We start from the raw sequence: 23,506 nt of genomic DNA, 5'->3' as shown, positions 1-23,506 counted from the left end.
CCCACCGGGACCGATTCGGACCGTCGGCGAGCGCGGCGACGTGAACACGAGGAGCAGGACATGACCGACGAACCGCAGTTCTATTCGCCGCGCCTGGCGGATGACCCGCGGCCCGACCCGCTGGAGGCCGGCGGCGAGCGTGAGACGCTCACGGCGTTCCTCGACTGGCACCGCAGCACGCTGGAACTCAAGTGCGCGGGCCTGGACGCCGACCGGCTGTCCGAACGCGCGGTGCCGCCCTCGGAGCTGTCGCTGCACGGACTCCTGCGCCACGTGGCCGGGACCGAGCGGTGGTGGTTCCGCATCCAGTTCGCCGGCGAGGACGTGTCGCTGCTCCACTACGCCGACGACGATCCCGACCTCGACTTCCACGGCACCGGCGGCGATCCGGCTCAGGCGCTGGCCCAATGGCGGCGGGAGGCCGACCGATCGCGTGAGATCACCGCCGCGGCCGCGCTGGAGGATACGGGCATTCGCAAGCGCACGGGGGTTCCGGTCTCGCTGCGTGCGGTCCTCGTGCATATGATCGCCGAATACGCCCGCCATAACGGGCACGCCGACCTGCTGCGGGAGCGGCTGGACGGCAGCACCGGAATGTGAACCGCCGGTCCTCCGGTCGGGATCCGCTCCGCCGGATCGGCGACCGATTCGTTTTCTGCGGTCGGGGCGGCGATTCCTCCGGGAGAAACCGCCGGGCGGAATCCGCCGCTTTTGCTATGCGGACGGCCCGCCCGGACGCCGCAGGGTGTCCGGGCGGGCCGCGGTGCCGAGCCGTGAGCGGGCTCAGGCGGCGCCGACGTTGACGTCGACGCAGGAGTAGAACGCGTTGGCGGTGTCGGCGACGTTCCACACGGCCAGGATCTTCTGCTGGCCGCTGTAGCCGCTCAGGTCCACCTGGTGGTGGACGGTGGAGGGCGGCTGCGCGCCGCCGTAGTCGAAGGAGGCCACCATGTCGTCGCCGATGAAGTACTGCCACGTCGAGGTGGAGTGGAACGCGGTCAGCGACCAGGTGAAGCCGAGGTTGGTGCCGACCGGCGTGACCTCCCAGTCCTTGCTGTCGTCGTCGAGCTCGGCGAACCGGCCGTTGCCGCCGTGGCAGCTGGTCAGGCCCTTGGGGCCCTCGACGCTCTGCGGTTCCCACTGGATCTGGCCGCAGTCCACCGTGCCGGCCGCGCACTGGGCCTGGCGGCTGGGCGGCGAGGAGACATAGCCGTGCGCACTGGCGGTGCCCGCGGGCATCAGCGCGAACAGCAGGGGCGTGACGGCCGCGACGGCCGCGGTCGAGAAGGTCGCCTTCTTCAGGTTCATAGAAGTCCTTCGTGTCGGTTGGCGCCGCCTTGCGCGCCGGCCCGGGGCCGGGCATCGGGTGGGGGCGCAGGGCGCCGCCGCAGCGGGGTGTCGTCGGGGAGGGAGAACCCGATGCTGTCTCCGGTCCCGTGGAGCGGGCCCGGTGCCCGGCCGGGGGCGGCGGGTTCCGGTCGAACGGCGCCGCATTCCACACAGCGCGGAAATTCCGGAGTCGGTATAACGGTGTCGTTCGTGAATTCCCGGGAGCCGCCGGCCCGGATACCGGGAATTCCTCTGTATCGAGTGGTTATGACCGTAAATGGCGCCACACACCCCGTCAAGGTGCTGATGCGCCGGGTTATCCCGAACAATTTCCGCGGTGTGTGCGCTGTTTTCCGCGCCTCCGGGGGCGACCGGTATCGTCCGCCCGCCGCCGCTTTCGCGGCGTTCGAGCAGGACTGTTGCGGCCGTGGTGCACGTCCCGGTCTAGACCGGAGGGGTCGACCGCGCCCTCCGGTGCGCGGCCGCCCGAGGGCCGCGCACGGGTAAGGGGAGTGTCACTGTGCCGTCACATTCGGCGTCGCCGGCATCCGACGCCTCCGGATCCGGAGCGCCGGGTTCGGAGGCGTCGAAGGGGCAGACCCGCAGATCCGGGGCGGGGTCGGGGTGACGCGCGGGGCCGCAGCGAAGCGACCGCGCGGTAGACGAGCGGCGTCCCAGGCCGAGGTGGCCGTGTCCGGCCTCAGACGTCGGTGCCCGCCGGGCGCCCGCCGGAGGCCGCCGAACCGTCCGCGGAAGTGACGATGGCGACGCCCGACTCCGGATCGCGCAGCCGCCGCGCCCGGTCGCGCCAGGTGCGTTTGCGGTGGGCCAGCCGCCGCCTGGTGCTCACCCGCAGGTAGCGCGCGAGGTGCCCGGCAGAAGGGCGCGGAGTGCCCGAAAGCTCGTATCCGTTCGCCCGCAGCCGCGACCCCAGCGCCGTCTCGGCCAACGCCGCCTCCCACGGCTCCAGCCGCTTCTGCCAGGAGCCCGAACTGGAGGAGGTGACGTCGCGGCGGGTGTTGCTGTGCCAGGTCTTGAATTTGGGTACGGCGCTGTTGGCGACCCGGTGGGGCTCGCACATGACCGGGTCGAACTCCTCGCCGAGGAAGCCGCACACCGCCGACAGCGCGCGCTCGGGATCGGCGATCAGGTCCTCGTAGCGCAGCTCGTGGAACGTGTCGGGGCCCAGTCGGCGGGCGGCGGCGCGGCCGTAGTCGATCGCTTCGGCCCAGGTGCTGATCGCGTGGTAACTGGTCTGCTTGTACCAGGGCATCTGCTTGAGCGAGCCGACGCAGTCGCGCCCGTCGCGGATCAGATGGATGAACTGGGCGCTGGGGAACATCCGGTGCAGTTCCTCGACCGCCTGGTAGTAGCCCGGCCGCTTGTCGCCCCAGCGCGGCTTGTCGAACCGGCGCGCGTACTGGCGGAACACGGTTCCCAGCGCCGAGCCGACCGTCGGCGGCCCGCCGGCGATCGCCGCCACGGTCTCGTCGCGGTCCAGCTTCAGGTCGCGGTAGCGGGTGTTGCGCGGACCCACGATCGCCTCGGCCAGTTCCCTGCGGTTCGCGCTCTCCCGCAAGTCGCCGAACTCCGACCTGCGGCGGTACACGTCGAGCATGAACCGCGTTTCCGGCGGGATCGCGATCCGCGGATGCGCGTGCAGCATCAGCTGCAGCAGGGTCGTGCCCGATCGCGGGCACCCCAGGATGATGATCATGCGCTCGGCGGGGGAGGGCCAGCCGTCCACAGGTCAGCCACCGTCCATCGTTACGGGATCCAGAGTTCCGGCGCGGCGCCCTTCCGGCCCGGCGGGCCGGAGTGACCAGGACAGCCTATCCCGCGCCGGGGAGCGATCCGCAGCGTCGGCGCCGGGTCCGGCCACCGCGCCGTCGGGCGCGCGGACCGCCTCTGGCATGCTGGCCGACGCACGCAGCCGAACCGGGCGGGCCCCGGAGAGGAGGCCCCCTATGGCGGCGGAATCCCGAGGGGCCGCATCCGCCGACGAGCCGCGCCCGGCCACCCTCGCCGACTGGTTCCGGCCGCCGCAGCTGCTGCGCTTCGCCCGGCAGCAGTCGCTGGCGTGCCTGTTCGCGGCGGGCCTGTTCGTCGGGCTCGCGCTGTCTTCGGCGGTGCCGCTGCCGATCGCCCGCTACGACGCACTGCTGCTGTACGGCCTCGCCCTGACCGGCCTGTTCTGGGCCACCCGGCTGGAGACCGGCGCCGAAGCGCTCGCCGTCGCCGGGTTCCACCTCGTGGGCCTGGTGTTCGAGCTGGTCAAAGTGCACATGGGTTCGTGGAGCTATCCCGGCGACGCGCTGACCAAGTTCGGCGGGGTACCGCTCTACAGCGGGTTCCTCTACGCCGCGGTGGGCAGCTACGTGTGCCAGGCCTGGCGCCGCCTGGATCTGGAGTTCGCGGGCTACCGCACCGCCGCCACGGCGCTGGTGGCTGCGGGCATCTACGCCAACTTCCTGACCCACCACTGGTTTCCGGACCTGCGCGTGCTGCTGGCGGCGGCCATGGTCGCGGTGACGTGGGGCGTGACGGTGCGCTTCACCGTGGGCGGGGTCCGCTACCGGATGCCGCTGGCGCTGTCGTTCGTCCTGATCGGGTTCTTCCTGTGGGTGGCCGAGAACATCGCGACCTATCTGGGCGCCTGGGAGTACCCGCACCAGGCCGACGTGTGGCACCTGGTGCATCCGGCCAAGTTCGGCGCCTGGGCGCTGCTGGTGACGGTGGCCTGTGTCATCGTCGCGACCTGGAAGTACTCCGGCCGCGGGCGGGTGAGCCCGGCTCCGCGCCGCCCCCGGGAACGGTAGATTGCCCCGCGTGCGAACGAGCCACGAAGACGCCGCCCCGCAGCAGGCGGTGCGGATCCACACCGACGGCGCCTGCGCGGGCAACCCCGGCCCCGGCGGCTGGGGCGCGGTGCTGCACTACGGCGACCACACCAAAGAGCTCTACGGCGGCGAAACCGCGACCACCAACAACCGCATGGAGCTGACGGCCGCGATCATGGCGCTGGAAGCACTCACCCGGCCGCTGCCGGTGCACCTGCACACCGACAGCACCTACGTCCGCAACGGAATCACGTCCTGGATCCGCGGATGGAAGCGCTCGGGGTGGGTGACCAGCGCCAAGCGCCCGGTCAAAAACGCCGACCTGTGGCAGCGCCTCGACGCCGCCGCCACCCGCCACCGCGTCCAGTGGCACTGGGTGCGCGGGCACAGCGGCGACACCGGCAACGAGCGCGCCGACTCCCTGGCCTGCCGCGGACGGGACGAGGCACGCTCGGGCTGAGCCGACACCGGGCATCGAGCCGCACACGGCGCGCTGCGCTGACCCCTCGCCCACCGGAAGCGCCCCGCATCGCGTGCTCGCGCCCGTCCCGCCGAGCGCGCCGACCCGCCTGCCGTCAGTCCGTACCGCCCTCGGCGGCGCCCGGGCCGGCGGCGTCGTTCCCGGCGGCCTCCTGGGCGAGGGTGCGCTGCTTGGCGGCGACCACCGCGCCTACGGCCACCGGAACCGAGGCCAGCGCCACCATGCGCATCCACGGACGGTCCAATGCGTGCCCGGTCAGCTCGTCCAGCGACAGCCGCCCCGGCCCGCGCCCCACCAGCGCCGCCGCACCCAGCGCGATCAGCGCCGGGTACTCCAGTCCGCCCTCGGTGTTGAAGAAGCCGTTAGGGGCGTGGAGCTCGGCAGCCACGCTCATCGCACCGGCGACCGCCGCCCCGCCGGCAGGTGTGGCCAGCCCCAGGACCAGCGCGACGCCGCCCGCGCTTTCGGACAGGCCGGCGACGGCGGCCTTCTGTCGGCCCGGCCGGTAGCCCATGCTGTGGAACCCGTCGGCGGTGGCCTCCAAGCCGCCGCCGTTGAACCAGCCCAGCAGCTTCTGCGTCCCGTGGGCGAACAGCGTCGCCCCCAGCCCGGTGCGGAAGACCAACGCGGTCACGTCGTCCGGCGAAACACGTCCCATGGTGCGAACCTCCACATCCTCGTGCGAACCCTGCCCGGACCCGTTGGCGCACGGGTCGAGTCCGCGCCCCCGCTACCCGTTTGCGCAGGTCCGAAAGGTGGCCGCGGGTGCGGTCGGGAACCGGTCCGGGCGCCGCGGCTCACACCGCGGCGGCGACGGCCGCGAGGATCGCAGCGGGGACGGCGAACACCAGCCCCAAGAGCGCGATCAGCACGGGCCCCCGCAGCAGGCGCCCCGGACCGCCCACGGTGAACGAGGCCGGATCGGCGGGCTGGTAAGTCACCTCGACCCGCCGGCCGGGGCTGTTGCGGTCGCGGCCGGGTGTGTCGTAGGCGCGCCGGTGCACCTGCCGGCCGTCGGGCAGCGCGAACCGCACCGCATAGGGGTGGACGCGCGTATCGGCGGAGTCGGCGCCGCCGCGGCGGACCTCCGTCCAGGTCTGGGTGACGACGCCCGCGGCCGTGGCGGCGGTGCGGCGCTTGCGCAGCGCCGTCATGAGGAGATCGGTCCCCGCACCCGCGATGGCCACCGCCGCCGCGAAGAAGATCAGGGCGCAGCCGGCGAGGAAGGAGCGCGTGTAGGCGGGCGCGTCCGGGCTGTAGAGCACCGGGGCGAAGGCGAAGAGGGCGAGCCCGCCCACCGCGAGCAGGGCGGTCGCGGCGGCGAGGGCGGCGATCAGCCACTGCCGCGCCGCAGGGGCCGCGGCGGCGTCGGCGCCGTCGACGCCGTGCAGGTAGGGGTTGCCGGTGATCGAGACGTTGTCGGGGTCCTGCGGGTCGAACAGGACCTCCACCTGCCAGCCTTCGGCGGGGACGATCCCGCCGAACCCGTGGGTGAACCGGTGCTCGTGGCGGTTTCCGGCCGGGTCGGCGTAGGCGAGCACGAAGGGCTGCTCGTTGCGGCCGCGCTCCTCGGGGATCGCCGGCTCCACCGCGACCAGCGTCGCCTGCGTGCGGACGCCGTGCTCCTCGCGGCGCAGGCGCCTGCGCCGGTCGCGCAGCCCCAGGACGGTGAAGAGCACGCCGAACGCGCCGAAGACGGCGACCAGCCCGGCGACGACCGCGACGGCGACCGACAAGGGACACCCGCCTTCCTGTACCGGTCGGAGACTGCAACCGCCGCGTACTCTACCCCGCGGAGTCCGTGCGGCCCGATCGGCCGTCGGGTGCCCGGCAGGCGCGTGCAGGCGCCCGGCGGCGCGCCGGCCCCGAGCCGTCGGTGCCCGCTTCGTGCGCTGCCGGAACCGGATCACCGCACATTGGCCGGTCACCTTCGACGCTCACGGCCGTTGGACCGAACCCGTTCCGGCGGCGGTTTCGACGGCGTCGAGGACCTCTCGCCACGCGGGGAGGCCAGCGGGGGAGCCGGGATCGTAAAGGACGTGGGCGCCCATGCCGCGCAGCGTCTCGACACCGGGCCCGCGTCGTGGGCGAGGATCGCCGCCTGCACCCGGTTGTGCAGGTCCAGTGCCGCATCGGGCAGCGTCGGCCCGGTTCAGCGAGCGCCCGCCTGGGGCCGAGGGCCGGGCCGAGGGCCGGGCGGGGGCCGGGGCCGTGCCCGGACGCTGGGCGGGTGTGCCCGTCGTGTCGGGTTCACCGAAAACGAGCGCGGGGTTTTAACGGTTTTCCGGCACTGTGCCGGTGAAAACCTCGCGCTCGATGAGGACCGCCAGCCGCCCCCGCCGGGGGGACGGCGGAGGCGGGGCGGCCTGTCAGCGGGATCGGGTCATGGCTGCTGCCATCGGTTCCAGGCGTCGGTCTGGTCGATGAGCCAGTCCCGCACCCGCTCCGGGCGGGCGCAGCCCTCCCAGACGTCGACCAGGCCGGCGGCGGCGCCGCCCGGCGGTGCCGGTCGGCGGCGGGCCAGGCGCCAGTGCCAGTCGCCGCCGGGCACCAGCACGCCCCGGATGTTCCAGGTGTCGCGGTAGAACGCGGCGAGGTCGCCGACCGGGTCCCAGGTGTCGGCGGTGATGCGCGGCGGGCGGCGCTGTTTCACTGCCGTGGCACCTCCCCCGTCATCGGTAGGCGGGCCGTGGCCACCGCGGTGCTGCGGCCGCGCACCCGGTCGATGTCGGCCAGCGCCTCACTCAGCAGCGTGCGCAGCCAGGGCGCGTCGTCGGGTGCGGCGTGGCGGGCGGCGTCGAGCTTCCCGGCGACGGCGGCCATGCGTGCGGTGTCGTGCGCGGGCAACTGGAGCGGCTCCTCGACACCGCGAGTGCATCCGGCCCGGTGACGCTGCAGCTGGTGCCGCTCGACGTCGGGCTCCACCCCGGCGTGACGGGCGCATTTGCGATCATGAATTTCGCGTCGGCCTCCACCATCGTCTACGCCGAGACCCTGACGGACGGCCTTTACGTGGAGCGCGACGAGGAGATCGACGCCTACAGGAAGGCGTTCGACCACCTGAAGGGGTTTGCCCGCAGCCCGCGCGCCACCACCGCGCGGATTCGTGAACTGATGCCGTAGGAAGAAGACAGGCCATGCGCTCGATACCCGAGACCCTGTACCGCAAGTCCACCTACTCGACGTCCAACAACTGCGTCGAGGTCGCCGACATCCCCGGCATCTCGGCTGTGCGCGACACCAAGGCCCCTGAGGCCGGCGCGCTGGAGTTCCCTGCCACCGAGTGGCGGGCCTTGATCGAGGCCGTGAGGTCCGGCGAGCTGTAGTCGCCCCCCGGACAGCAAAGAACCCCCCGTCCGATTGGGCGGGGGGTTCTTGCACTCTGATACCCGAGGTCGACTATACCCGCCGCGGGGACCGGCCGCCATGCCCCGGCCAACGGCGCCGCCCAGCACCCGTCACCCCAGGTGGAACCCAGAACTCCGTCTAGGCATGATCCTGTTGGGACAGAACATCAACTACAGAACACGCTGACCGTCGTCTACGCGATGTTCGGCTTCGCGGCCGCCATCGGAGTCGCCGGTGCCGTCCTCGTCCCGCCCCGGGGTGCGCACCCGCAGCCGGCCCGTGGCCGCCAGCACGCCGATCGCGGCCAGGACCACCGCGAGGCCGACCACCCCGCCCAGGCCTCCGGGATACAGCGGCGATGCGGGGGAACCGGCAGCACTGAGCGTCAGAAACCCGAGGATGTTCAGGGTGTTGTTGGCCGCATGGGCCGCCACGGCCGGCCACACCGACCCGGACGCCAGCCGCATCCAGCCGAACAGCACCCCGGCGGCGGTCACGGAGGCGGTGAACAGCACCAGGTCCTGCGGTCCCCAACCGCCCGAGCGGAGGTGGACGAACATCTGCGGACCGTGCCACAGCGCGTGGATCAGCCCGCTGAGCAGTAGCGCCGGCCAGACCCCCAGGGGCAGTAGCCGCGGCAGGAGGTAGCCCCGCCATCCCAGCTCCTCACCGAGGTTCCACAGCAGCGACAGCGGAAGGATCGCGACGAGGACCACCAGCAGGGCCCGGAGGTAGGCCTCGGTCGGGAACCCGGTCGGGCTCATGGAGTCCGCCGCGGAGGGGGTGCGTTCCGCGATGGCGGCGCGCAGCCCGGAGAACCCGGCCAGGTCGAGTTGGATCACACCCAGCGCGGCGGCGGCCAGGGTGGCGGCGAACCCCAGCGCCGCGAACAGCGGCAGAGCCAGCAGGCTGTAACCGGCGGCGCGGCGCACCGGGCGCAGGGGTGCGAGCCCCAGGGCGCGGGCCCGCCGCGCCGGACGCCAGACGGCGAACACGACCAGCAGCGCGGCCGCGGCCGGGGTGAACACGTAGATCCGCGTGCTTGTGCCGAAGGCGGGATCCGCGGGACCCGCGCCGCCCAGCAGGGCCGGGGCGAACACCAGCCACGCGAGGGTGTAGGCGAGGCCGACGAAGACCGCGACCTCGCGGACCGGGACGCCGGGCCGTCGGGGCCGGACTGAAGGAGGGGGCGTCGTCTCAGACATGGCGCCGACGCTACGGAGCGCCACCCGGATGCGGGGATGGGGAGCGCCGCCCGATCCTCCTGGGGCGCGCCGCAGGACCGGTCGGGCGAGGACCCCCGGCTCCGGGGCGAAAGTCCAGCGCAGGCGGCCGTCGGCGGTGCGCGCGGTCCCGGTGGTGCGTGCTGGCAGAGCGTGGACGCTTGGCCCCGCCGGTCTAGGATCGGGGGCCATGGGCCACCCTGCCGCAGCAGTCCTCGCCGGTCCTGCGCGATGGTCCCGGCGTCCGGCGCGGCTCGTCGGCCGAGGCGGGCGCCGGGTATTCGGGCTCGCCTTGGGCGCGGCGAGCGCGGCCGTGATGCTCGTGGCGCTGACGCTGATCGGGGCGCTGCTCGTGGTGAGTTCGCCCTGGCCTCCGGCGCACCGCCGGTGCCGCCGCCGGGCCGGGGCCGCAGTGGCGGGGCTGGTCCGCATGGACCTGTGGCGGCTGGCCCGGTGGCTCGACTGCGACATCGAGCCCACCCGGGGGCACGGCCGGCTCCTGGAGTACCTGGTGCTGCGGATCGCTTGGGGACTGGCGACCGCCTACCTGTTCTACATCTCGGCGCTCCTGACGGTGCTGTTCTTCGGCGGGGCGGTGTGGCACCAGGCGACCGGCACCAGCCGCCGGATCGTCGTAGCACTTCCCGGGGTCGTCATGGGTGCGGACTCGCGGGCCGTGGGGGTGACGTTGGGTGTGGCGACGCTGGCGGGCGTCGCCGCGGGGGCCGCTCTGCTGTCGGCACTGGAGCGCCGGTCGGCCCGCGCCCTGCTGGGACCCAGCCTGCAGGACCGGCTGGAGCACCGCATCGGCGAGCTGACCGAGAGCCGCGCCGGTGCGCTCCACACGGTCGACGAGGAGCGGCGCCGGATCGAACGGGACCTGCACGACGGCGTCCAGCAGCGGGTGGTCGCGCTGGCGATGCTGCTGGGCCGGGCGCGGCGCGGCAGCGACCCCGAGCGCGCGGCGCGGCTCGTCGCCCAGGCCCACGAGGAGTCGCAGCGGCTCGCCGACGAGATCCGCGAGGTCGCCTGGCGGGTCTACCCCACGGTGCTGGACGAGTCGGGGCTGGCCGCCGCGCTGGCCGAACTCGCCGAGCGTGCCGGCGTCCCGGTGACCGTGGCCGACCGCCGCACCCGGCGCCCCGCCCGGGTCGTGGAGACCGCCGCCTACTTCGTCGCCCGTGAGGCGGTGAACAACGCGGTCAAGCACGCCGGCGCCGCAGCGATCACGGTCGACCTCGCCGACAGCGGACCCGACGCCGTCACGGTCCGTGTGGCCGACGACGGCGACGGCGGCGCCGAGCCGCACGGCGGAGGCTTGTCCGGCCTGGCTCGGCGCGTCGCGGCCCTGGACGGCCGGCTGGAGGTGCACAGCCCGCGCGGCGGGCCCACCGTCGTCACCGCGTGGCTGCCCGGAACCGGCTCCCGGCAGGACGCGCCTCCTGCCGGCCTTGCCGGCCCCGCCGGGGCGGCGGCACCGGCACACGGCAGCACCGAAGAAGGGCAGGGGTAGATGCGTGTCGTCGTAGCCGAGGACTCCGTGCTGCTGCGGGAGGGGATCGGCCGGCTGCTGGAGGAGGAAGGGCACACGGTCCTCGCCGGGGTCGGCGACGCCGACGCGCTGCTCGCCGCGGTGGAGAGCGACCCGCCCGACGTGGCCGTCGTGGACGTGCGGATGCCGCCGACCCACACCGACGACGGATTGCAGGCGGCCCTGCGGCTGCGGGTCGAGCGCCCCGCCATGGGGGTGCTGGTGCTGTCGCAGTACGTGGAGCAGCGCTACGCCGTCGATCTGCTCGCGGGATCGGCCACCGGCGTGGGTTATGTGCTCAAGGACCGGGTCGGCCACGTCGGGGAGTTCCTCGATGCGCTGGACCGGGTGGCGACCGGGGGCACGGCCGTCGATCCGGAGGTGGTGCGGCAGCTGCTCGCCCGCAGTTCCCGGCGCGATCCTCTAGAGCGGCTGAGCGAGCGGGAGCGCGACGTGCTCGCCGCCATGGCGCAGGGCTACACGAACCCGGCCATCGCCGATCGCCTGTTCGTCTCGCAGAGCGCGGTGGAGAAGCACGTAAATGCGATCTTCGACAAGCTCGACCTCGGGCACACGCCGGTCTACAGCCGCCGCGTGCTCGCCGTGCTGCGCTACCTGGGCGGGGGAGGTGCCGCCGCCTAATACCATCGGCGCATGGCCGCTCTGGAGACGATCACAACCAAGTCCGACCCTGCTGTGCAGCGCATCGCCGATGTCACGAAGCATTCGCGGGCCAGCGTCAAGACCACGCTGATCGAAGACACCGAGCCCTTGCTGGAGTGCATCGGCGCCGGGGTCGAGTTCATCGAGGTCTATGCCAGCGACGCCACCGACGTCTCCGACGAACTGCTCGACCTGTGCCGTGAGAAGGCCATCCCGGTGCGGCTCATCGACTACTCGATCGTCAACCAGATCTTCAAGGGCGAGCGGAAGGCGAAGACGTTCGGTATCGCCCGCGTCCCCCGGCCGGCCACGTTCGCCGACCTCGCCGCCCGCAGCGGCGACGTCGTGGTCCTCGACGGCGTGAAGATCGTCGGCAACATCGGCGCGATCGTGCGCACGGCCTACGGGCTCGGGGCCTCCGGCATGGTGCTCGTCGACAGCGACCTCGCCACCATCGCCGACCGGCGACTGCTGCGGTCCAGCCGCGGTTACGTGTTCTCCCTGCCCATCGTCCTGGCCGAGCGCGAAGAGACCGCCGCCTTCGTCCGCGACAGCGGTATGGGGCTGTCGGTGCTGGACCACGACGGCGACGTGCCGGTCACGGATCTCGGCGCTAGGCAGGAGCGGCTCGCCCTGCTCTTCGGCGGCGAGAAGCGCGGCCACTCGGACCCGTTCGGGCAGGCGTCGTCGACGTCGGTCTCGATCCCGATGCTCAGCGCGGCGGCCGAGTCCCTCAACGTGTCGGTTTCGGTCGGCATCGCTTTGCATGAGAGGGCCGGGCACAACCTCGCCGCAGACCGGTGAGGCAGGCGCGTCCTCGGATCCGACGGGGACGGCGGCCGGTCCGCGCCCGGGGCGCGGTTCCGGTCAGGGCCGCTCGGGGGAGCGCAGCAGGGTGAGGTCGACGTCCTTGCGCCAGGTGCGCCCTTCGTCGTCGGACGCCTCCCAGCGGCCCTCGATCGCGTCCCGCTGCACGTCGGCGCGGAAGCGCTGGTGGAAATCGGGGTCGTCGCGGGGTGTCGACCGCGGGTCGGCCCGGAACTCATCGGAGGCGCCCGCCGCGCGGCGCCGGTAGGTCACTCGGACGGGTCGCGGCGTGGCGGGGCTTGGGCTCGGAAAGCGGCCTTGGTGAAGGTCGCGACGTGGTCGAGGGCCTCCCGGCGGGCCGTGGCGCGTTCGCGGTCGGTGGCGTCGGCGTGCAGGTGCAGCACGCGGGTGAGGCCGATGGGTCCGGTGAAGGACAGCGCGAGTTCGCGGGGCGTGCCCAGGTCCGCCCGCATGCGGCCGGCGATGATCCAGCGCTCGAACATCCGCGCCGTCGCCTCCCGCATGGCGGTCAGCGCCTGCTGGAGGGCGGGGCTGTGCAGGAGCCCGTCCCGCGCCATCAGGCTGATCAGCAGGCGCGCGTCGTAGCGGTCCCAGTCGTCGAGGAAGGCGCGCACGAGGGCCAGCAGATAGGCGGGCGGGTCCGTGTCGGCGAGATCGGCGCCGGCATCGGCGGGCTCGGGCGCGTCGACCGGCCGCTGCGGTCCGTGCTCGGTCAGGATCGCGTCGAAGATCGCCTGCTTGTTGGCGAAGTGGGCGTAGAGCACGCTCTCGCTCAGTCCGACCTCGCGGGCGATCGCGCGGATCGAGGTTCCGGCGTAGCCGTTGCGCGCGAACAAGCGCAGGGCGGACTGCTGCAAGGCGTTCTTGGTGTCGTGGGCGTCCGCCTTGCGCGGGCGCCCGGGGCCCCGCTTCTGCGGCGTGTGCCCGTCCGTTCCGGCCACGGGGTGTGCACTCCTATAAAATAATCGACTGATCTATTATTTTAATAGCAGGGGCCCGGGCCGCGGTAGCCGGAGCCTCCCGAGGAGATCCTGCCCGTGATCGGAGAAGACGCCATGACCACCGGCGACCCCGCCCCCGCCTATGCCGGAGCCCCGTTCACCGAGCCGATGCCCTACGGCTATCTCTACCTCGGCCGGCGGGTCGACCCGCCGGGCCGCTTCCCGTTCCTCCGTGCGAGCAAGGCGCGGGACGAGGCCCTCGAGCACTGCACGAGGCTGGCCGCAGAACTGGAAGAGCTCACCGAGGTGGTCGATGCCACGGTCTATGCGGCCGTGCTCGTCCCTCCGGTCGAGGACAGCCCCCGCTTCGACGTCATGGTCCTGATCACAACGACCGGTCCGGATTCGATCCCCGCGGTCGAGGCCGCGGAGGCCTACCGCCGTCTCGGGGCCGATTCGAGCATGCGGGCGCGCAACATCCGGCGCATCGGTGACGTGGACGCCCCGCCGCGTTCGGGGCCGTTCCTGTTCAACCACTTCACGGCTGACGACTCCGATGCGGCGGTGCGCACGTTCGACGGCATCGCCGGATGGTTCACGTTCCGGGGCGGGGTGCGCGACTCGGCGCTGCTGCAGCCCGTGGGCGAGGCCCCCTTCGTCTTCGTCAACCACGTACGTCTGCCCTGCGGTCCCGTCCGGTTCCTGCTCCGCCTCGCGGCGCCGAGCTTCCGCAAGCATGTGGCGGCGGTCTTGAAGGCCGGTCACGTGGGCAACGCGCCCGTCTTCTGCCGACCCGTCTGACTTCTCCGCGCCGCGTGGCCGCCCGTCCCCTACCCCGCGCGGTAGGGCTCCAGGTAGGCGGGCAGCGCGACCCCGTCGGACAGCTCCGGGTCGGGTTCGGGGGCGCCGACCGTGCGCCGTACCGGAAGGACCCCGGCCCAGTGCGGCAGGTCCCGGTCCTGCGGTTCGTCGTTCACGCCGCCGCTGCGGACCTTCGCCGACACCTCGGCCAGGTCGAGGCGCAGCACCCCGGTCGCGGCGAGCTCTTTGGCGGAGGGCGGCCGGACGTCGGCGGCCCGGCCCGCCACGACGTGGTCCAGGATGCGGTCCAGCGCCCCCCGCGCCTCCCGCTCGTCGGCGACGCGGTGGGCCGTGCCGTGGGCGACCACCGAGCGGTAGTTCGCCGAGTGGTGCATGGCGGAACGGGCCAGGACCAGGCCGTCCAGGCACGTGACCGTGACGCACACGTCGACGCCGCCCTCGCGGGCGATCCGCATCAGCCGGGCGCCGCTGGAGCCGTGCAGGTACAGGCGGTCCTCGGCCCGCGCGTACAGCGTGGGCAGCACCACCGGCGCTCCGTCGGCGACGAAGCCCACGTGGCACAGGTACTCCGCATCGAGGACCGCGTGCACCAGGGCGCGGTCGTAGCCGGCCCGGTCGGCGTTGCGGACGGGCGTGGTTCGGGGGGTCGGGGCGTATCGGGCGGGGGTGGCGGACATTGCACTCCTTTTCGAACTAGTGCAAAATATGATTTGTGCTAGATGATTCTTGGGAAGCCTACATAACCGACCCCGGAAGCGCCACGGGTATCGCCGCCGGGGTGGAGCGCGCGGTCGACGCCGGCGCGCTCACGACCGGCAGCGCGCTCCCGCCGATCCGAACCTTCGCGGGCGAACTCGGGGTGAACCCGAACACGGTCTCGGCCGCCTACCGGACGCTGCGCCGCCGCGGCGTGGTGGAGACGGCGGGCCGCCGCGGCACGCGGGTGCGCCCCCGCCTCGGTTCGGCACTGCGCGAGGACATCGCCGCCGCCGTCCCCGCGGGCGCCGGCGACCTTTCCAGCGGCAACCCCGACCCCCGACTGCTGCCCGAGCTCGCGGGGCCGCTCGGCGACGCCGCCCGCGACACCGCGCCGGTGCTCTACGGGCGGCCCGCCGAGGACGGCGAGCTGCTCGGGGCGGCCACGGAGTCGTTCCGCGCCGACGGTGTGCCCGCGGGGACGGTCGCCGTGGCCGCCGGGACGCTGGACGCGGTCGAGAAGGCGCTGCTGACCCGGCTGCGACCGGGCGACCGGGTCGCCGTGGAGGACCCCGGCTGGCACGCGCTGCTGGACCTGCTCGGCCTGCTGGGCCTGCAACCGCACGCGGTGGCCGTGGACGACGACGGGCCCCTGCCCGGTGAGCTCGCCGGAGCGCTGGAGGCCGGAGCACGGGCCGCGGTGGTGACGTCGCGGGCGCAGAACCCGTTCGGATCCGCGCTGAGCGAGCGGCGGGCCGAGGAGCTGATCGGCGTGCTGGCGGACCACCCCGATGTGCTGCTGGTGGAGGACGACCACGGATTCGCGTTCACGTCGGCGCCGTTCCGCAGCCTGGCCCCGGCGGTGCGCAACCGGATGCTGGTGCGGTCGGTGTCGAAAGCCTTCGGCCCCGACCTGCGCACCGCCGCCCTGGTCGGCGATCCCGAAACCGTGGCCGGGGTCCGCACCCGGCAGCGGGTCACCCACGGCTGGGCCGCGCACACGCTGCAGCGCGCCGCGGCCCGGTTGTGGAACGAAGCGGGGGAGCGGTCGACGCAGGCCGCGGGCCGCTACGACGAGCGCCGCCGGGCCCTGCTTGAGGCCCTCGCCCGGAACGCGGTGCCGGCGCACGGCCGCAGCGGGCTCAACGTGTGGGTGCCCGTGCCCGAGGAGACCGGGGTGGTGAGCCGGCTGCAGGAGCGCGGCTGGGCCGTGGCCCCCGGCGCCCGGTTCCGCGTCGCCGGGGCGCCCGGGATCCGGATCACCACCGCGGCGCTCGATCCCGCACAGGCCCCCGCCGTGGCGGCCGGCGTCGCAGCGGCCCTGCGCCCCGTCCCCGCCGGGCGCGGAACCTGAACCCGCGCCGGCGCGGGGCGTCACCGGCGGGCGGATCAGTCCAGGACGGCGACCGCTTCGACCTCGACGAGCGCGTCGGTCCCGAACAGGGCACCGACCGGGCCGGGAGCGCTTCCGCGGCCCTGACCCGTTCGTGCAGGTGGGAGAGGCGGCCCCAGGAGGATTCGAACCTCCGACACCCACTTTAGGAGAGTGGTGCTCTGTCCCCTGAGCTATGAGGCCGGAACCGGGGCCCAGCTTAGCGGAGGATGCGGGCGCAGTGGGCCGCCCGAGCCCGGGCGGGGAGCGGTACCCTCAGAGACCTTGAAGTTGACATGGCATGGCTGTGGTGTTGGTCACGTTTCCCCATAAATCCCTTTCGTGGATTTTATACGGTTGTGACCTGCCTTAGTCTGGAACGCGACGCTGTACACCCGGTGACCTGCCGTTACGTGCGAACGCCGGAGTCGCTCGACGATACGGGTTCCCCCGTGTCCCCCCGCGTTCACCCGCACGATCCATGTCGGCCTGGCCGATAGCGGACATGTAGTAACTTGCGTTGCGGCTCGTGTACCACCGCTTTACTTGCGACCGGAGGACCTTCGTGCCGTTTTTCCTCGATTCGACGCGGCGTACCGCCCGCGTTCAGCGAATCGGGTCCTCCCAGTCCCCGCTTACGCTGTTCGCCCGCGCACGCAGATACGGTGCGTTCTCGGCGCTCGCCGTCTTCATCATGGCACTGCTGGTCGTTCCCGGTGCCGAGACGGCCCTCGCGCCCGTGACCTCTCCCGCTTCGGCCGACGGCCTGGACGCGCTCAAGGAGAAGGCGGACACGGCGAAGGAGGACCTGGAGGACGCGACCGACGAGTACACGGCGAAGGAAGACGAGCTGGACGACGCCCAGGACGAACTCGTCTCCACGTTGCACGATCTCCAGCAGACCGAACTGCGCTTGTCGGAGATGCGCGAGCCCTTGGCCCGGCTCGGCAGCACGCTCTACCAGCAGCCCAACGCGGGCGTGCTGGGCATCCTCACGTCGGGCCAGCTCAACCAGGACCTGCAGGTCGAATCGCACGTGCTCAAGCTCTCCGACGATCGCGAAGCGATGATGAGCAAGGCCGACGACCTGCGCGAGAAGCAGTCCGACCTGGCCACACAGGCCCAGGAGCTGCAGACCGAAACCCAGCTCAAGCGGGTGCAGCTCGAAGACGACCTGGAGGACCTGCGGGCCCGGTCCGAAGAGAGCACCGACGAGCTGACCCAGGAGCTGGAAGACCGCGGGCTCGACGCCGACGCCTACTTCGCCGGTGTCGAGTGCGACCCCTCGGTCGCCGACAACGCGTCCGGCCACCCCAACGGCCTCCTGCCCAACGACGGCCTGTGCGGACTGCACCAGGACGGCGAGTCCCTGCGCGCCGACGCCGCGGTGGACTTTTTGAAGATGAACCAGGCCTATACGGAGGAGTTCGGCGAGGGCATGTGCCTGACCAGCTCCTACCGCGACCTGTCCAAGCAGCAGAGCCTCTACGCCACCAAGCCGCCCGGCATGGCGGCGGTCCCCGGTACGAGCAACCACGGGTGGGGCCTGGCCGTCGACCTGTGCGGCGGTGTGCAGAACCAGAGCAGCGCGCAGTTCCAGTGGCTGGAGGCGAACTCCCGGCAGTGGGACTGGTTCCACCCGCAGTGGGCCTACTCCAACCCCTTCGAGCCCTGGCACTGGGAGTACGACGCCCCGCACGGCTGATCCGTCCGGTACACGGGCCCGCTCGCCGGGGCGGGCCCGTCGTCGTGATGAACGCGTCGGCGACGCGCGGCCGCCGGGCGGCGGCAAGCGCGGCACGCGCCGGATCAGCTTCGCAGCGCCACCGACAACCGGGACGCGGCGGCGTGTCCCGCGAGGTCGCGCGCTTCCGCGGGGCGCACCGCCAAGACCACGAGCGCGCCTGCGGAGGTTCCGGCGGAGTCGGGCTCGGCCACGGATACCACGGGGCGGTCCTCGACGACGGTGCGCGCGGGCCGGGCCCCGCCGGCGCCGCCCGCCGCCAGCACGTCGACCCGGCTGCCCGGGGACACCAGGCCGTCGGGAAGAGCTCGGGGCAGGCGCACGGGTGCGGCCACCATCCCGGGGCCGTAAGCGCGTGCGACGGGTTCGGCGATGCGGGCGCGGGTGAGGACCTCCCCGCGGGCGACGGGACCGGTCAGCGAACGGCCCGCGGGATCGTCGCCGGGGCCCAGCGCCTGATCGGGCACCGCCTCGCGCGGCAGCGACCGCACCGCGAGATCGCTCGGCGACAGCGCGGAGAGCGCGTCGAGGCTGCGCGCGGCGACGAGTACTTCGGTGGACGGCGCCGGAGGCGGCTTCAGCACCAGCACGGCGCCGGTGAGCGCGAGCGCGGCGCAGACCGCGCCCAGCACTCGGCGGTGGCGGGCGAGCGCGCGGACCGGCGCCGCGTGCGCGGTCGCCCGGGACACGCCGGTCACCGGGGGACCTGCGGACGGACGGGACGGCGGATCGGGGGCCGGGCGGCGTTGCGGTTGCTGCGAGGCATGCCCCGTACGGTAGAGCGCCGGCCCCGGGAGCCGGCGCCGCCGTCCACAACCGACCGGGAGTCGGGCGCGCGGGCCGGGCCCGCGCGGGCCGTCATCCCGGCCGCACCGGAAGACCCCCGGGATCCGTGCGGGCGGGCTCGCTCCCGGGGGTGCGGCGGTGGGGGCCGCCGGCCGGGCGGGTTCCCCGGCGCCGGGTCAGCTGCCGGCGGCCGCGGTGGATGCGCCGGAGGACGCCGGGGCCTTGTTCTCCTTGGCGCCGCCGGAACCGGAGCCGGACGAGTCCGACGCGCCGGAGCCCGAGCCGGAACCCGAGCCGGAGTCCGTCCCGGAAGAACCGGAATCGGAGCCGGACGAGGCCGATTCGCCGTTGGACGACCCGCCGGAGTCGTCGCCGGAGCCGGAGCCCGCCATGGAGGAGTTGCCGGAAGAGGAGTTGCTGTCGGTGCGGTAGAAGCCCGAACCCTTGAACACGATGCCCACGGCGGAGTACACCTTGCGCAGCCGGCCCTGGCACTGCGGGCAGTCGGTCAGCGAGTCGTCGGTGAACTTCTGCACGACCTCCATCTCGGAGCCGCACTCGGTACATGCGTACTGGTACGTCGGCACTGGGTCCTCCTTTTGGCACTCTCGCCCGTCGACTGCCAAATATTACGCGGTCGGGCAGCACAGCCGCGACATCGGGGGCGTGGCACCGTAGGGATCACTGGGAGTGCGCTGCCGACCATGGGCAACGCCGGCGCCCGAGGGGCGTGTTCCCCCGGTGCCGCGTATCCGCGCACACACGGTCACCGCCGGTCGAGCACGCGCATGCCGCCGCCGGGCGTGACCACCCCGCCCACCGGCCGGTCGTGCGGTTCGGCGGGAACGGACTCGACCAGCTCTGTGTCGTAAATCACCGCAAGCGTGAGCGTGTTGGGACCCACCCGCGACAGCGACCGGTCGTAGCACCCGGCCCCCCGGCCCAGGCGCAGCCCGGATCCGTCCACGGCCAGTGCCGGGCACACCACCGCGGCCGCTCTGCGCACCGCATCGGGCCCGTAGCGGGGGCCTGTCGGCTCCAGCAGCCCGTAGGCGGCGCTCTCCAGGCTGTCCGGCCCCTCATAGGCCGCCCAGTCCAGCTCCCCGCTGTCGAGGAACACCGGTAGCAGCACGTAGGTGCCGCGCTTCCACAGCGCCGCGACGAGTTTGCGCGTGCCGGGCTCGGTGCCCACCGAGTAGTAGACGGCCACCGTCCCGCCCGACGTGAACAGCGGTTCGGCCGCCAGCGCGTCGCGGATCGCCGATGCCGACGCGTCGCGCTCGCGCTCGGCCATAGCCCGCCGGGCCGCGACGATGCGCCGGCGCATCTCCTGCTTGGTCTCCTGTGCGGTCACGACTCGCCAGTCTCCCAGCCCGCGCATCCGGGTGCGCACTCCGGCCCGCCGGGCCGGAGTGCGCACCCGAGCGGACCGGCATCAGGACGGCGTCGCGGACCGCGCCGGCGCCGCGGCGGAACCGCTGCGGCGCCTCCACGCGCGCCGGGCGCCGCCCGCGCGGGAGGTGTCCTAAAGTGCCGACATGACAGATACAGAGCGCCCCTCAGGCGTGGCCAAGGCGGTCGTCCCCGCCGCCGGACTCGGCACCCGGTTCCTCCCGGCCACCAAGGCGACCCCCAAGGAGATGCTGCCCATCGTCGACAAACCGGCGATCCAGTACGTCGTCGAGGAGGCCGTCGACGCCGGCCTCGACGACGTACTGATGGTCACCGGCCGCTCCAAGCGCTCCATCGAGGACCACTTCGACCGCGCCTACGAGCTGGAGGAGGCGCTGCGGGCCAAGAGCGACACCCAGCGCCTGCACTCCGTGCGCGAGTCCAGCGAACTGGCGCAAGTCCACTACGTGCGCCAGGGCGAGCCGCGCGGCCTGGGCCACGCGGTGCTGTGCGCCTCCGCCCACGTCGGCGACGAGCCCTTCGCGGTGCTGCTCGGCGACGACCTCATCGGCCGCGACGAGGCCCTGCTGCGGCGCATGATCCAGGTCCGCGAGGCGTACGGCGGCAGCGTCGTCGCCCTGATGGAAGTCGACCCCGACCAGGTCTCCCTCTACGGATGCGCCGCCATCGAGCCCACCGGCGAGGACGACGTCGTCACCGTCACCGACCTCGTCGAGAAGCCCGCCGCGGACCGGGCGCCCAGCCGCTGGGCCGTCATCGGCCGCTATATCTGCGACCCCGCCGTCTTCGACGTGCTGCGCGACACCCCGCCGGGACGCGGCGGCGAGATCCAGCTGACCGACGCCCTCCTGCAGCTCGCCCGGCGCAAGCCCGCCGACGGCGGCCCGGTGCACGGCGTTCTCTTCCGCGGCCAGCGCTACGACACCGGAAACCGGGTCGACTACCTGCGCACTGTGGTGGAATTCGCCAGTGAGCGCCCGGACCTCGCCGCGGAGTTCCTGCCGTGGCTGCGCGACTTCGTCGCCCGGAATCCGGCCGCCGACGACGCCTGAGCGCACCTGCGCGCTTCCGCCGCGGCACCGCGCGAGGGCGGTACCGCCGAAACTGGGTGAGGAACACCGATGAAATCCGTCGAGCAGCACATCCGCGACGTCCTCGACCTGGTCGAGCCGCTCGAACCCATCGACTCCGACCTGCTGCGCGCCCACGGCGGCGTCCTCGCCGAGCCCGTGGTCGCAGGGACGGCCCTGCCGCCGTTCGACAACTCTTCGATGGACGGCTACGCGGTGGCGGCCGCCGATCTCGACGGCGCCTCCGCCGCAGAGCCGGTGCGCCTGCCCGTCGTGGCCGACATCCCCGCCGGCGACGCCGCGGCCACGGCCGTGCGCCGCGGCCACTGCGCCCGGATCATGACCGGAGCGCCCCTGCCGCGGGGCGCCGACGCCGTGGTCCCGGTGGAGTGGACCGACGGCGGCCTGGCCACGGTGGCCGTCGACCGGCCCGTGCGCCCGGGCAACGCCATCCGCAGGGCCGGTGAGGACGTCGAGAAGGGCGCCACCGTGCTGGAGCGGGGCGCCCGCCTGGGCGCGGGCGAGCTCGCGGTGCTGGCGGCCGCGGGACGGGGAACGGTCCCCGTCCGGCCGCGCCCGCGCGTGGTGGTGCTGTCCACCGGCGCCGAGCTGGTGGAGCCGGGATCGCCCATCGGGCCCGGCCAGATCTGGGAGTCCAACAGCTACATGCTGACCGCGGCCGCGCTGGACGAGGGCTGCTCGGCGTTCCGCCGCGGCTTCGTCGGAGACGACCCCGCCACGGTCCTGGAGACCGTCGAGGACGCCCTGGTGCAGGCCGACATCGTCCTGACCACGGGAGGCGTGAGCATGGGCGCCTACGACGTCGTCAAGGAGGTGCTCTCGCGCCTGGGCACGGTGCACTTCGACAAGGTCGCCATGCAGCCGGGGATGCCGCAGGGGGCGGGCACCGTCGGCGACTCCGGCGCCGCGATCCTGACCCTGCCGGGAAATCCGGTCAGCTCCTACGTCTCCTTCCACCTGTTCGTGCGCCCGGCGCTGCGCCGGCTGCGCGGGCTGCCGCCCGACCCCCTGCCCACCGTCCACGCCCGCCTCACCGCACCCGTTCCGCGCTCGCCCGAAGGGCGGCGCTCCTACCTGCGGGCGGTACTGGAGTACGACGGATCCGGCGGTTCCACCGCCTACACCGCCCGGACTGCCGCACGCCAGGGATCGCACCAGCTCTCCGCGCTGGCCGAGACCAACGCGCTGGTGGTGGTGCCCGAAGCGGTCACCGAGCTGGCCGAGGGCAGTGTGGTCGAGGTCCTGCAGTTGCCCGCCACCGCCTGACATCCCCGCCGGCAGGCCACGCCCGACCGGCACCGCAGATCCCGTCGAGGAGGACGGACACCATGGCACAGGAGCATTCCTCCGGGTTGAGCCACCTGGACGCCGCCGGCGCGGCCCGGATGGTCGACGTCACGGCCAAGGACGTCAGCGCCCGCACCGCCACCGCCACCGGGGCGGTGCTGCTGTCGGCCGAGACCGTGGAGGCGCTGCGCGGCGAAGGCGTGCCCAAGGGCGACGCCCTCGCCGTGGCCCGGCTGGCCGGAATCCAGGGGGCCAAACGCACCCCCGACCTCGTCCCGCTGTGCCACCCCATCGCCGTCCACGGCGTCGACGTCGGCCTTGAGGTCGTCGACGAGGGCGTGCTCATCAGCGCGACGGTGCGCACGGCCGACCGCACCGGCGTGGAGATGGAGGCACTCACCTGCGTGACGGCGGCCGCGCTGGGGCTGGTCGACATGGTCAAGGCGATCGACCCCGAAGCCGTTGTCACCGATGTCCGGGTCGAGGAGAAGACGGGCGGCACGAGCGGGGACTGGAGGCGGTCGCAGTGAGCGGCGGATACACCGACGACGCCGGGGGCGACGGCGCGGCGGGCCCCCGCTACCGCGTCGCCGCGATCACCGCGTCCAACCGCGCGGCCGCCGGCGTCTACGCCGACCGTTCGGGTGCGGTGCTGCGCGAGGAGCTGGCGCGCCTGGACGGCGTCGCCGTCGAGGGGCCGTGGGTGGTAGCCGACGGGCCGCCTGTCGCCGACGCTCTGCTGCGCGCCCTGCACGCCGGCTGCGACGCCGCCGTCACCACGGGCGGCACCGGGCTCAACCCCACCGACGCCACCCCGGAGGCGACCCGCCCGCTGCTGGCCTACGAGATCCCCGGCGTCGCCGAGGCGCTGCGGGACGCCGGCCGCAACAAGGGGATCGCCTCGGCCGTGCTCTCTCGGGGCATCGCCGGCGTCGCCGAACGCGGGGGCCGGCGCATGCTTGTGGTCAACCTCCCCGGCTCCAGCGGAGGGGTCCGCGACGGCATGGGGGTGCTCGGACCGATTCTCGGCCACGCCGTCGACCAGATGCGCGGCGGCGACCATCCCGCTTCGGCGGGCTGACGGGGGTCAGCCCGTGGTGGAATACTGGAG

Annotated in this window: 28 protein-coding genes and 1 tRNA gene; 15 read left to right on the top strand and 14 right to left on the bottom strand. The window is 73.4% G+C overall.

From position 1 onward, the window contains the following. The first annotated feature begins 60 nt into the window (after positions 1 to 60). Positions 61 to 600: a DinB family protein gene (locus HNR25_RS07815; RefSeq protein ID WP_184634019.1), complete on the top strand. Its 540-nt coding sequence runs from the start codon at positions 61 to 63 to the stop codon at positions 598 to 600. A gap of 183 nt (positions 601 to 783) precedes the next feature. On the opposite strand, the gene HNR25_RS07810 is transcribed toward HNR25_RS07815, so the two are convergent. After that, positions 784 to 1,308 (bottom strand): lytic polysaccharide monooxygenase auxiliary activity family 9 protein, encoded by a 525-nt coding sequence (locus tag HNR25_RS07810; protein WP_184634018.1) that lies wholly within the window; start codon positions 1,306 to 1,308, stop codon positions 784 to 786. Positions 1,309 to 2,029: 721 nt separating this feature from the next. Next, entirely contained in the window at positions 2,030 to 3,076 is a 1,047-nt protein-coding gene (locus HNR25_RS07805; RefSeq protein WP_312862406.1) for a sulfotransferase family protein, read from the bottom strand. Between the two features lie 220 nt (positions 3,077 to 3,296). Between HNR25_RS07805 and HNR25_RS07800 the strand changes: the two genes are divergently transcribed. Together HNR25_RS07800 and rnhA are read left to right on the top strand one after the other, a co-directional pair. Then, the gene (locus HNR25_RS07800; protein WP_184634017.1) at positions 3,297 to 4,148 is read left to right on the top strand and encodes a DUF817 domain-containing protein; all 852 of its coding nucleotides are present in this window, start codon (positions 3,297 to 3,299) and stop codon (positions 4,146 to 4,148) included. A gap of 10 nt (positions 4,149 to 4,158) precedes the next feature. After that, positions 4,159 to 4,629 carry a ribonuclease HI gene (rnhA, locus tag HNR25_RS07795; protein WP_184634016.1) on the top strand — a complete coding sequence of 157 codons (471 nt, stop codon included), beginning with the start codon at positions 4,159 to 4,161 and terminating at the stop codon, positions 4,627 to 4,629. 115 nt (positions 4,630 to 4,744) lie between these two features. Here rnhA and HNR25_RS07790 read toward each other — a convergent pair whose 3' ends face one another. The 4 genes from HNR25_RS07790 to HNR25_RS07775 all read right to left on the bottom strand — a co-directional run bounded on the left by HNR25_RS07790 (position 4,745) and on the right by HNR25_RS07775 (position 7,497). Then, a complete protein-coding gene (locus HNR25_RS07790; protein ID WP_184634015.1) occupies positions 4,745 to 5,308 on the bottom strand; it encodes a DoxX family protein in 564 nt (187 codons plus the stop codon). Positions 5,309 to 5,447: 139 nt separating this feature from the next. Continuing rightward, entirely contained in the window at positions 5,448 to 6,386 is a 939-nt protein-coding gene (locus HNR25_RS07785; protein WP_184634014.1) for a DUF3592 domain-containing protein, read from the bottom strand. 647 nt (positions 6,387 to 7,033) lie between these two features. Next, on the bottom strand, positions 7,034 to 7,303 hold the full coding sequence (locus tag HNR25_RS07780) for a hypothetical protein (RefSeq protein ID WP_184634013.1): 270 nt from the start codon (positions 7,301 to 7,303) through the stop codon (positions 7,034 to 7,036). After that, on the bottom strand, positions 7,300 to 7,497 hold the full coding sequence (locus HNR25_RS07775) for a hypothetical protein (protein WP_184634012.1): 198 nt from the start codon (positions 7,495 to 7,497) through the stop codon (positions 7,300 to 7,302). The genes HNR25_RS07780 and HNR25_RS07775 overlap by 4 nt, the downstream gene beginning before the upstream one ends. Positions 7,498 to 7,536: 39 nt before the next feature. Here HNR25_RS07775 and HNR25_RS07770 point away from each other — a divergent pair, with 39 nt between their 5' ends. Together HNR25_RS07770 and HNR25_RS07765 are read left to right on the top strand one after the other, a co-directional pair. Next, positions 7,537 to 7,773 (top strand): Scr1 family TA system antitoxin-like transcriptional regulator, encoded by a 237-nt coding sequence (locus HNR25_RS07770; protein ID WP_184634011.1) that lies wholly within the window; start codon positions 7,537 to 7,539, stop codon positions 7,771 to 7,773. 14 nt (positions 7,774 to 7,787) lie between these two features. Beyond that, the gene (locus HNR25_RS07765; RefSeq protein WP_184634010.1) at positions 7,788 to 7,976 is read left to right on the top strand and encodes a DUF397 domain-containing protein; all 189 of its coding nucleotides are present in this window, start codon (positions 7,788 to 7,790) and stop codon (positions 7,974 to 7,976) included. A 192-nt stretch (positions 7,977 to 8,168) separates the two neighbouring features. Here the strand turns inward: HNR25_RS07765 and HNR25_RS07760 are convergent, their stop codons facing one another. Next, the gene (locus HNR25_RS07760; RefSeq protein WP_184634009.1) at positions 8,169 to 9,203 is read right to left on the bottom strand and encodes a CPBP family intramembrane glutamic endopeptidase; all 1,035 of its coding nucleotides are present in this window, start codon (positions 9,201 to 9,203) and stop codon (positions 8,169 to 8,171) included. 208 nt (positions 9,204 to 9,411) lie between these two features. On the opposite strand from HNR25_RS07760, the gene HNR25_RS07755 reads away from it, so the two are divergent. Genes HNR25_RS07755 through nshR form a run of 3 tightly spaced genes read left to right on the top strand, consistent with a single transcriptional unit; the run spans position 9,412 to position 12,219 of the window. Continuing rightward, the gene (locus HNR25_RS07755) at positions 9,412 to 10,734 is read left to right on the top strand and encodes a sensor histidine kinase (protein ID WP_246463537.1); all 1,323 of its coding nucleotides are present in this window, start codon (positions 9,412 to 9,414) and stop codon (positions 10,732 to 10,734) included. Further along, entirely contained in the window at positions 10,735 to 11,394 is a 660-nt protein-coding gene (locus HNR25_RS07750) for a response regulator transcription factor (RefSeq protein WP_184634008.1), read from the top strand. 12 nt (positions 11,395 to 11,406) lie between these two features. Then, the gene (gene nshR, locus HNR25_RS07745) at positions 11,407 to 12,219 is read left to right on the top strand and encodes an NshR/TsnR family 23S rRNA methyltransferase (protein WP_184634007.1); all 813 of its coding nucleotides are present in this window, start codon (positions 11,407 to 11,409) and stop codon (positions 12,217 to 12,219) included. A 63-nt stretch (positions 12,220 to 12,282) separates the two neighbouring features. Here nshR and HNR25_RS07740 read toward each other — a convergent pair whose 3' ends face one another. Both HNR25_RS07740 and HNR25_RS07735 read right to left on the bottom strand, forming a co-directional pair. Beyond that, entirely contained in the window at positions 12,283 to 12,495 is a 213-nt protein-coding gene (locus tag HNR25_RS07740) for a hypothetical protein (protein ID WP_184634006.1), read from the bottom strand. Then, a complete protein-coding gene (locus tag HNR25_RS07735) occupies positions 12,492 to 13,184 on the bottom strand; it encodes a TetR/AcrR family transcriptional regulator (protein ID WP_221457457.1) in 693 nt (230 codons plus the stop codon). Before HNR25_RS07735 ends, HNR25_RS07740 begins: the two co-directional genes overlap by 4 nt. Before the next feature lie 96 nt (positions 13,185 to 13,280). Here HNR25_RS07735 and HNR25_RS07730 point away from each other — a divergent pair, with 96 nt between their 5' ends. Next, positions 13,281 to 13,985, top strand: coding sequence for a hypothetical protein (locus HNR25_RS07730; protein WP_184634005.1), 705 nt, complete (start codon positions 13,281 to 13,283; stop codon positions 13,983 to 13,985). Positions 13,986 to 14,014: 29 nt separating this feature from the next. On the opposite strand, the gene HNR25_RS07725 is transcribed toward HNR25_RS07730, so the two are convergent. Further along, the gene (locus HNR25_RS07725; protein WP_184634004.1) at positions 14,015 to 14,683 is read right to left on the bottom strand and encodes a pyridoxamine 5'-phosphate oxidase family protein; all 669 of its coding nucleotides are present in this window, start codon (positions 14,681 to 14,683) and stop codon (positions 14,015 to 14,017) included. 35 nt (positions 14,684 to 14,718) lie between these two features. On the opposite strand from HNR25_RS07725, the gene HNR25_RS25750 reads away from it, so the two are divergent. Continuing rightward, positions 14,719 to 16,056: an aminotransferase class I/II-fold pyridoxal phosphate-dependent enzyme gene (locus HNR25_RS25750; RefSeq protein ID WP_312862405.1), complete on the top strand. Its 1,338-nt coding sequence runs from the start codon at positions 14,719 to 14,721 to the stop codon at positions 16,054 to 16,056. Positions 16,057 to 16,205: 149 nt separating this feature from the next. On the opposite strand, the gene HNR25_RS07715 is transcribed toward HNR25_RS25750, so the two are convergent. Beyond that, a tRNA-Arg gene (locus HNR25_RS07715) sits at positions 16,206 to 16,278 on the bottom strand. A 490-nt stretch (positions 16,279 to 16,768) separates the two neighbouring features. On the opposite strand from HNR25_RS07715, the gene HNR25_RS07710 reads away from it, so the two are divergent. Beyond that, complete coding sequence (locus tag HNR25_RS07710; protein ID WP_184634003.1) at positions 16,769 to 17,779, top strand: D-alanyl-D-alanine carboxypeptidase family protein; 1,011 nt, start codon at positions 16,769 to 16,771, stop codon at positions 17,777 to 17,779. 104 nt (positions 17,780 to 17,883) lie between these two features. Here HNR25_RS07710 and cpaB read toward each other — a convergent pair whose 3' ends face one another. The 3 genes from cpaB to HNR25_RS07695 all read right to left on the bottom strand — a co-directional run bounded on the left by cpaB (position 17,884) and on the right by HNR25_RS07695 (position 19,958). Beyond that, positions 17,884 to 18,516, bottom strand: a complete 633-nt coding sequence (gene cpaB / locus HNR25_RS07705) for a Flp pilus assembly protein CpaB (protein ID WP_184634002.1) — start codon at positions 18,514 to 18,516, stop codon at positions 17,884 to 17,886. A gap of 264 nt (positions 18,517 to 18,780) precedes the next feature. Further along, complete coding sequence (locus HNR25_RS07700; RefSeq protein ID WP_184634001.1) at positions 18,781 to 19,191, bottom strand: FmdB family zinc ribbon protein; 411 nt, start codon at positions 19,189 to 19,191, stop codon at positions 18,781 to 18,783. A gap of 179 nt (positions 19,192 to 19,370) precedes the next feature. After that, positions 19,371 to 19,958, bottom strand: coding sequence for a 5-formyltetrahydrofolate cyclo-ligase (locus tag HNR25_RS07695; RefSeq protein ID WP_512700818.1), 588 nt, complete (start codon positions 19,956 to 19,958; stop codon positions 19,371 to 19,373). Positions 19,959 to 20,142: 184 nt separating this feature from the next. On the opposite strand from HNR25_RS07695, the gene galU reads away from it, so the two are divergent. The 4 genes from galU to HNR25_RS07675 all read left to right on the top strand — a co-directional run bounded on the left by galU (position 20,143) and on the right by HNR25_RS07675 (position 23,476). Further along, the gene (gene galU / locus HNR25_RS07690) at positions 20,143 to 21,069 is read left to right on the top strand and encodes a UTP--glucose-1-phosphate uridylyltransferase GalU (protein WP_184634000.1); all 927 of its coding nucleotides are present in this window, start codon (positions 20,143 to 20,145) and stop codon (positions 21,067 to 21,069) included. Between the two features lie 69 nt (positions 21,070 to 21,138). Beyond that, positions 21,139 to 22,374: a molybdotransferase-like divisome protein Glp gene (glp, locus tag HNR25_RS07685; RefSeq protein WP_184633999.1), complete on the top strand. Its 1,236-nt coding sequence runs from the start codon at positions 21,139 to 21,141 to the stop codon at positions 22,372 to 22,374. Between the two features lie 62 nt (positions 22,375 to 22,436). Then, positions 22,437 to 22,925, top strand: coding sequence for a cyclic pyranopterin monophosphate synthase MoaC (gene moaC / locus HNR25_RS07680; protein WP_184633998.1), 489 nt, complete (start codon positions 22,437 to 22,439; stop codon positions 22,923 to 22,925). Continuing rightward, positions 22,922 to 23,476, top strand: a complete 555-nt coding sequence (locus tag HNR25_RS07675; RefSeq protein WP_376767483.1) for a MogA/MoaB family molybdenum cofactor biosynthesis protein — start codon at positions 22,922 to 22,924, stop codon at positions 23,474 to 23,476. Before moaC ends, HNR25_RS07675 begins: the two co-directional genes overlap by 4 nt. Positions 23,477 to 23,506 lie beyond the last annotated feature (30 nt).

The sequence above is a fragment of the Streptomonospora salina genome, from assembly GCF_014204715.1.
GTDB lineage: Bacteria > Actinomycetota > Actinomycetes > Streptosporangiales > Streptosporangiaceae > Streptomonospora > Streptomonospora salina.
This window is presented reverse-complemented; position numbering and strand designations above follow the sequence as displayed.

Coding starts and splice junctions, on each gene's coding strand:
- HNR25_RS07725 (WP_184634004.1), bottom strand. CDS start 14,683: ATGTCCGCCACCCCCGCCCGATACGCCCCGACCCCCCGAACCACGCCC.
- HNR25_RS07800 (WP_184634017.1), top strand. CDS start 3,297: ATGGCGGCGGAATCCCGAGGGGCCGCATCCGCCGACGAGCCGCGCCCG.
- glp (WP_184633999.1), top strand. CDS start 21,139: ATGAAATCCGTCGAGCAGCACATCCGCGACGTCCTCGACCTGGTCGAG.
- galU (WP_184634000.1), top strand. CDS start 20,143: ATGACAGATACAGAGCGCCCCTCAGGCGTGGCCAAGGCGGTCGTCCCC.
- HNR25_RS07810 (WP_184634018.1), bottom strand. CDS start 1,308: ATGAACCTGAAGAAGGCGACCTTCTCGACCGCGGCCGTCGCGGCCGTC.
- HNR25_RS07710 (WP_184634003.1), top strand. CDS start 16,769: ATGGCACTGCTGGTCGTTCCCGGTGCCGAGACGGCCCTCGCGCCCGTG.
- HNR25_RS07755 (WP_246463537.1), top strand. CDS start 9,412: ATGGGCCACCCTGCCGCAGCAGTCCTCGCCGGTCCTGCGCGATGGTCC.
- HNR25_RS07790 (WP_184634015.1), bottom strand. CDS start 5,308: ATGGGACGTGTTTCGCCGGACGACGTGACCGCGTTGGTCTTCCGCACC.
- nshR (WP_184634007.1), top strand. CDS start 11,407: ATGGCCGCTCTGGAGACGATCACAACCAAGTCCGACCCTGCTGTGCAG.
- moaC (WP_184633998.1), top strand. CDS start 22,437: ATGGCACAGGAGCATTCCTCCGGGTTGAGCCACCTGGACGCCGCCGGC.
- HNR25_RS07765 (WP_184634010.1), top strand. CDS start 7,788: ATGCGCTCGATACCCGAGACCCTGTACCGCAAGTCCACCTACTCGACG.
- HNR25_RS07760 (WP_184634009.1), bottom strand. CDS start 9,203: ATGTCTGAGACGACGCCCCCTCCTTCAGTCCGGCCCCGACGGCCCGGC.
- HNR25_RS07750 (WP_184634008.1), top strand. CDS start 10,735: ATGCGTGTCGTCGTAGCCGAGGACTCCGTGCTGCTGCGGGAGGGGATC.
- HNR25_RS07815 (WP_184634019.1), top strand. CDS start 61: ATGACCGACGAACCGCAGTTCTATTCGCCGCGCCTGGCGGATGACCCG.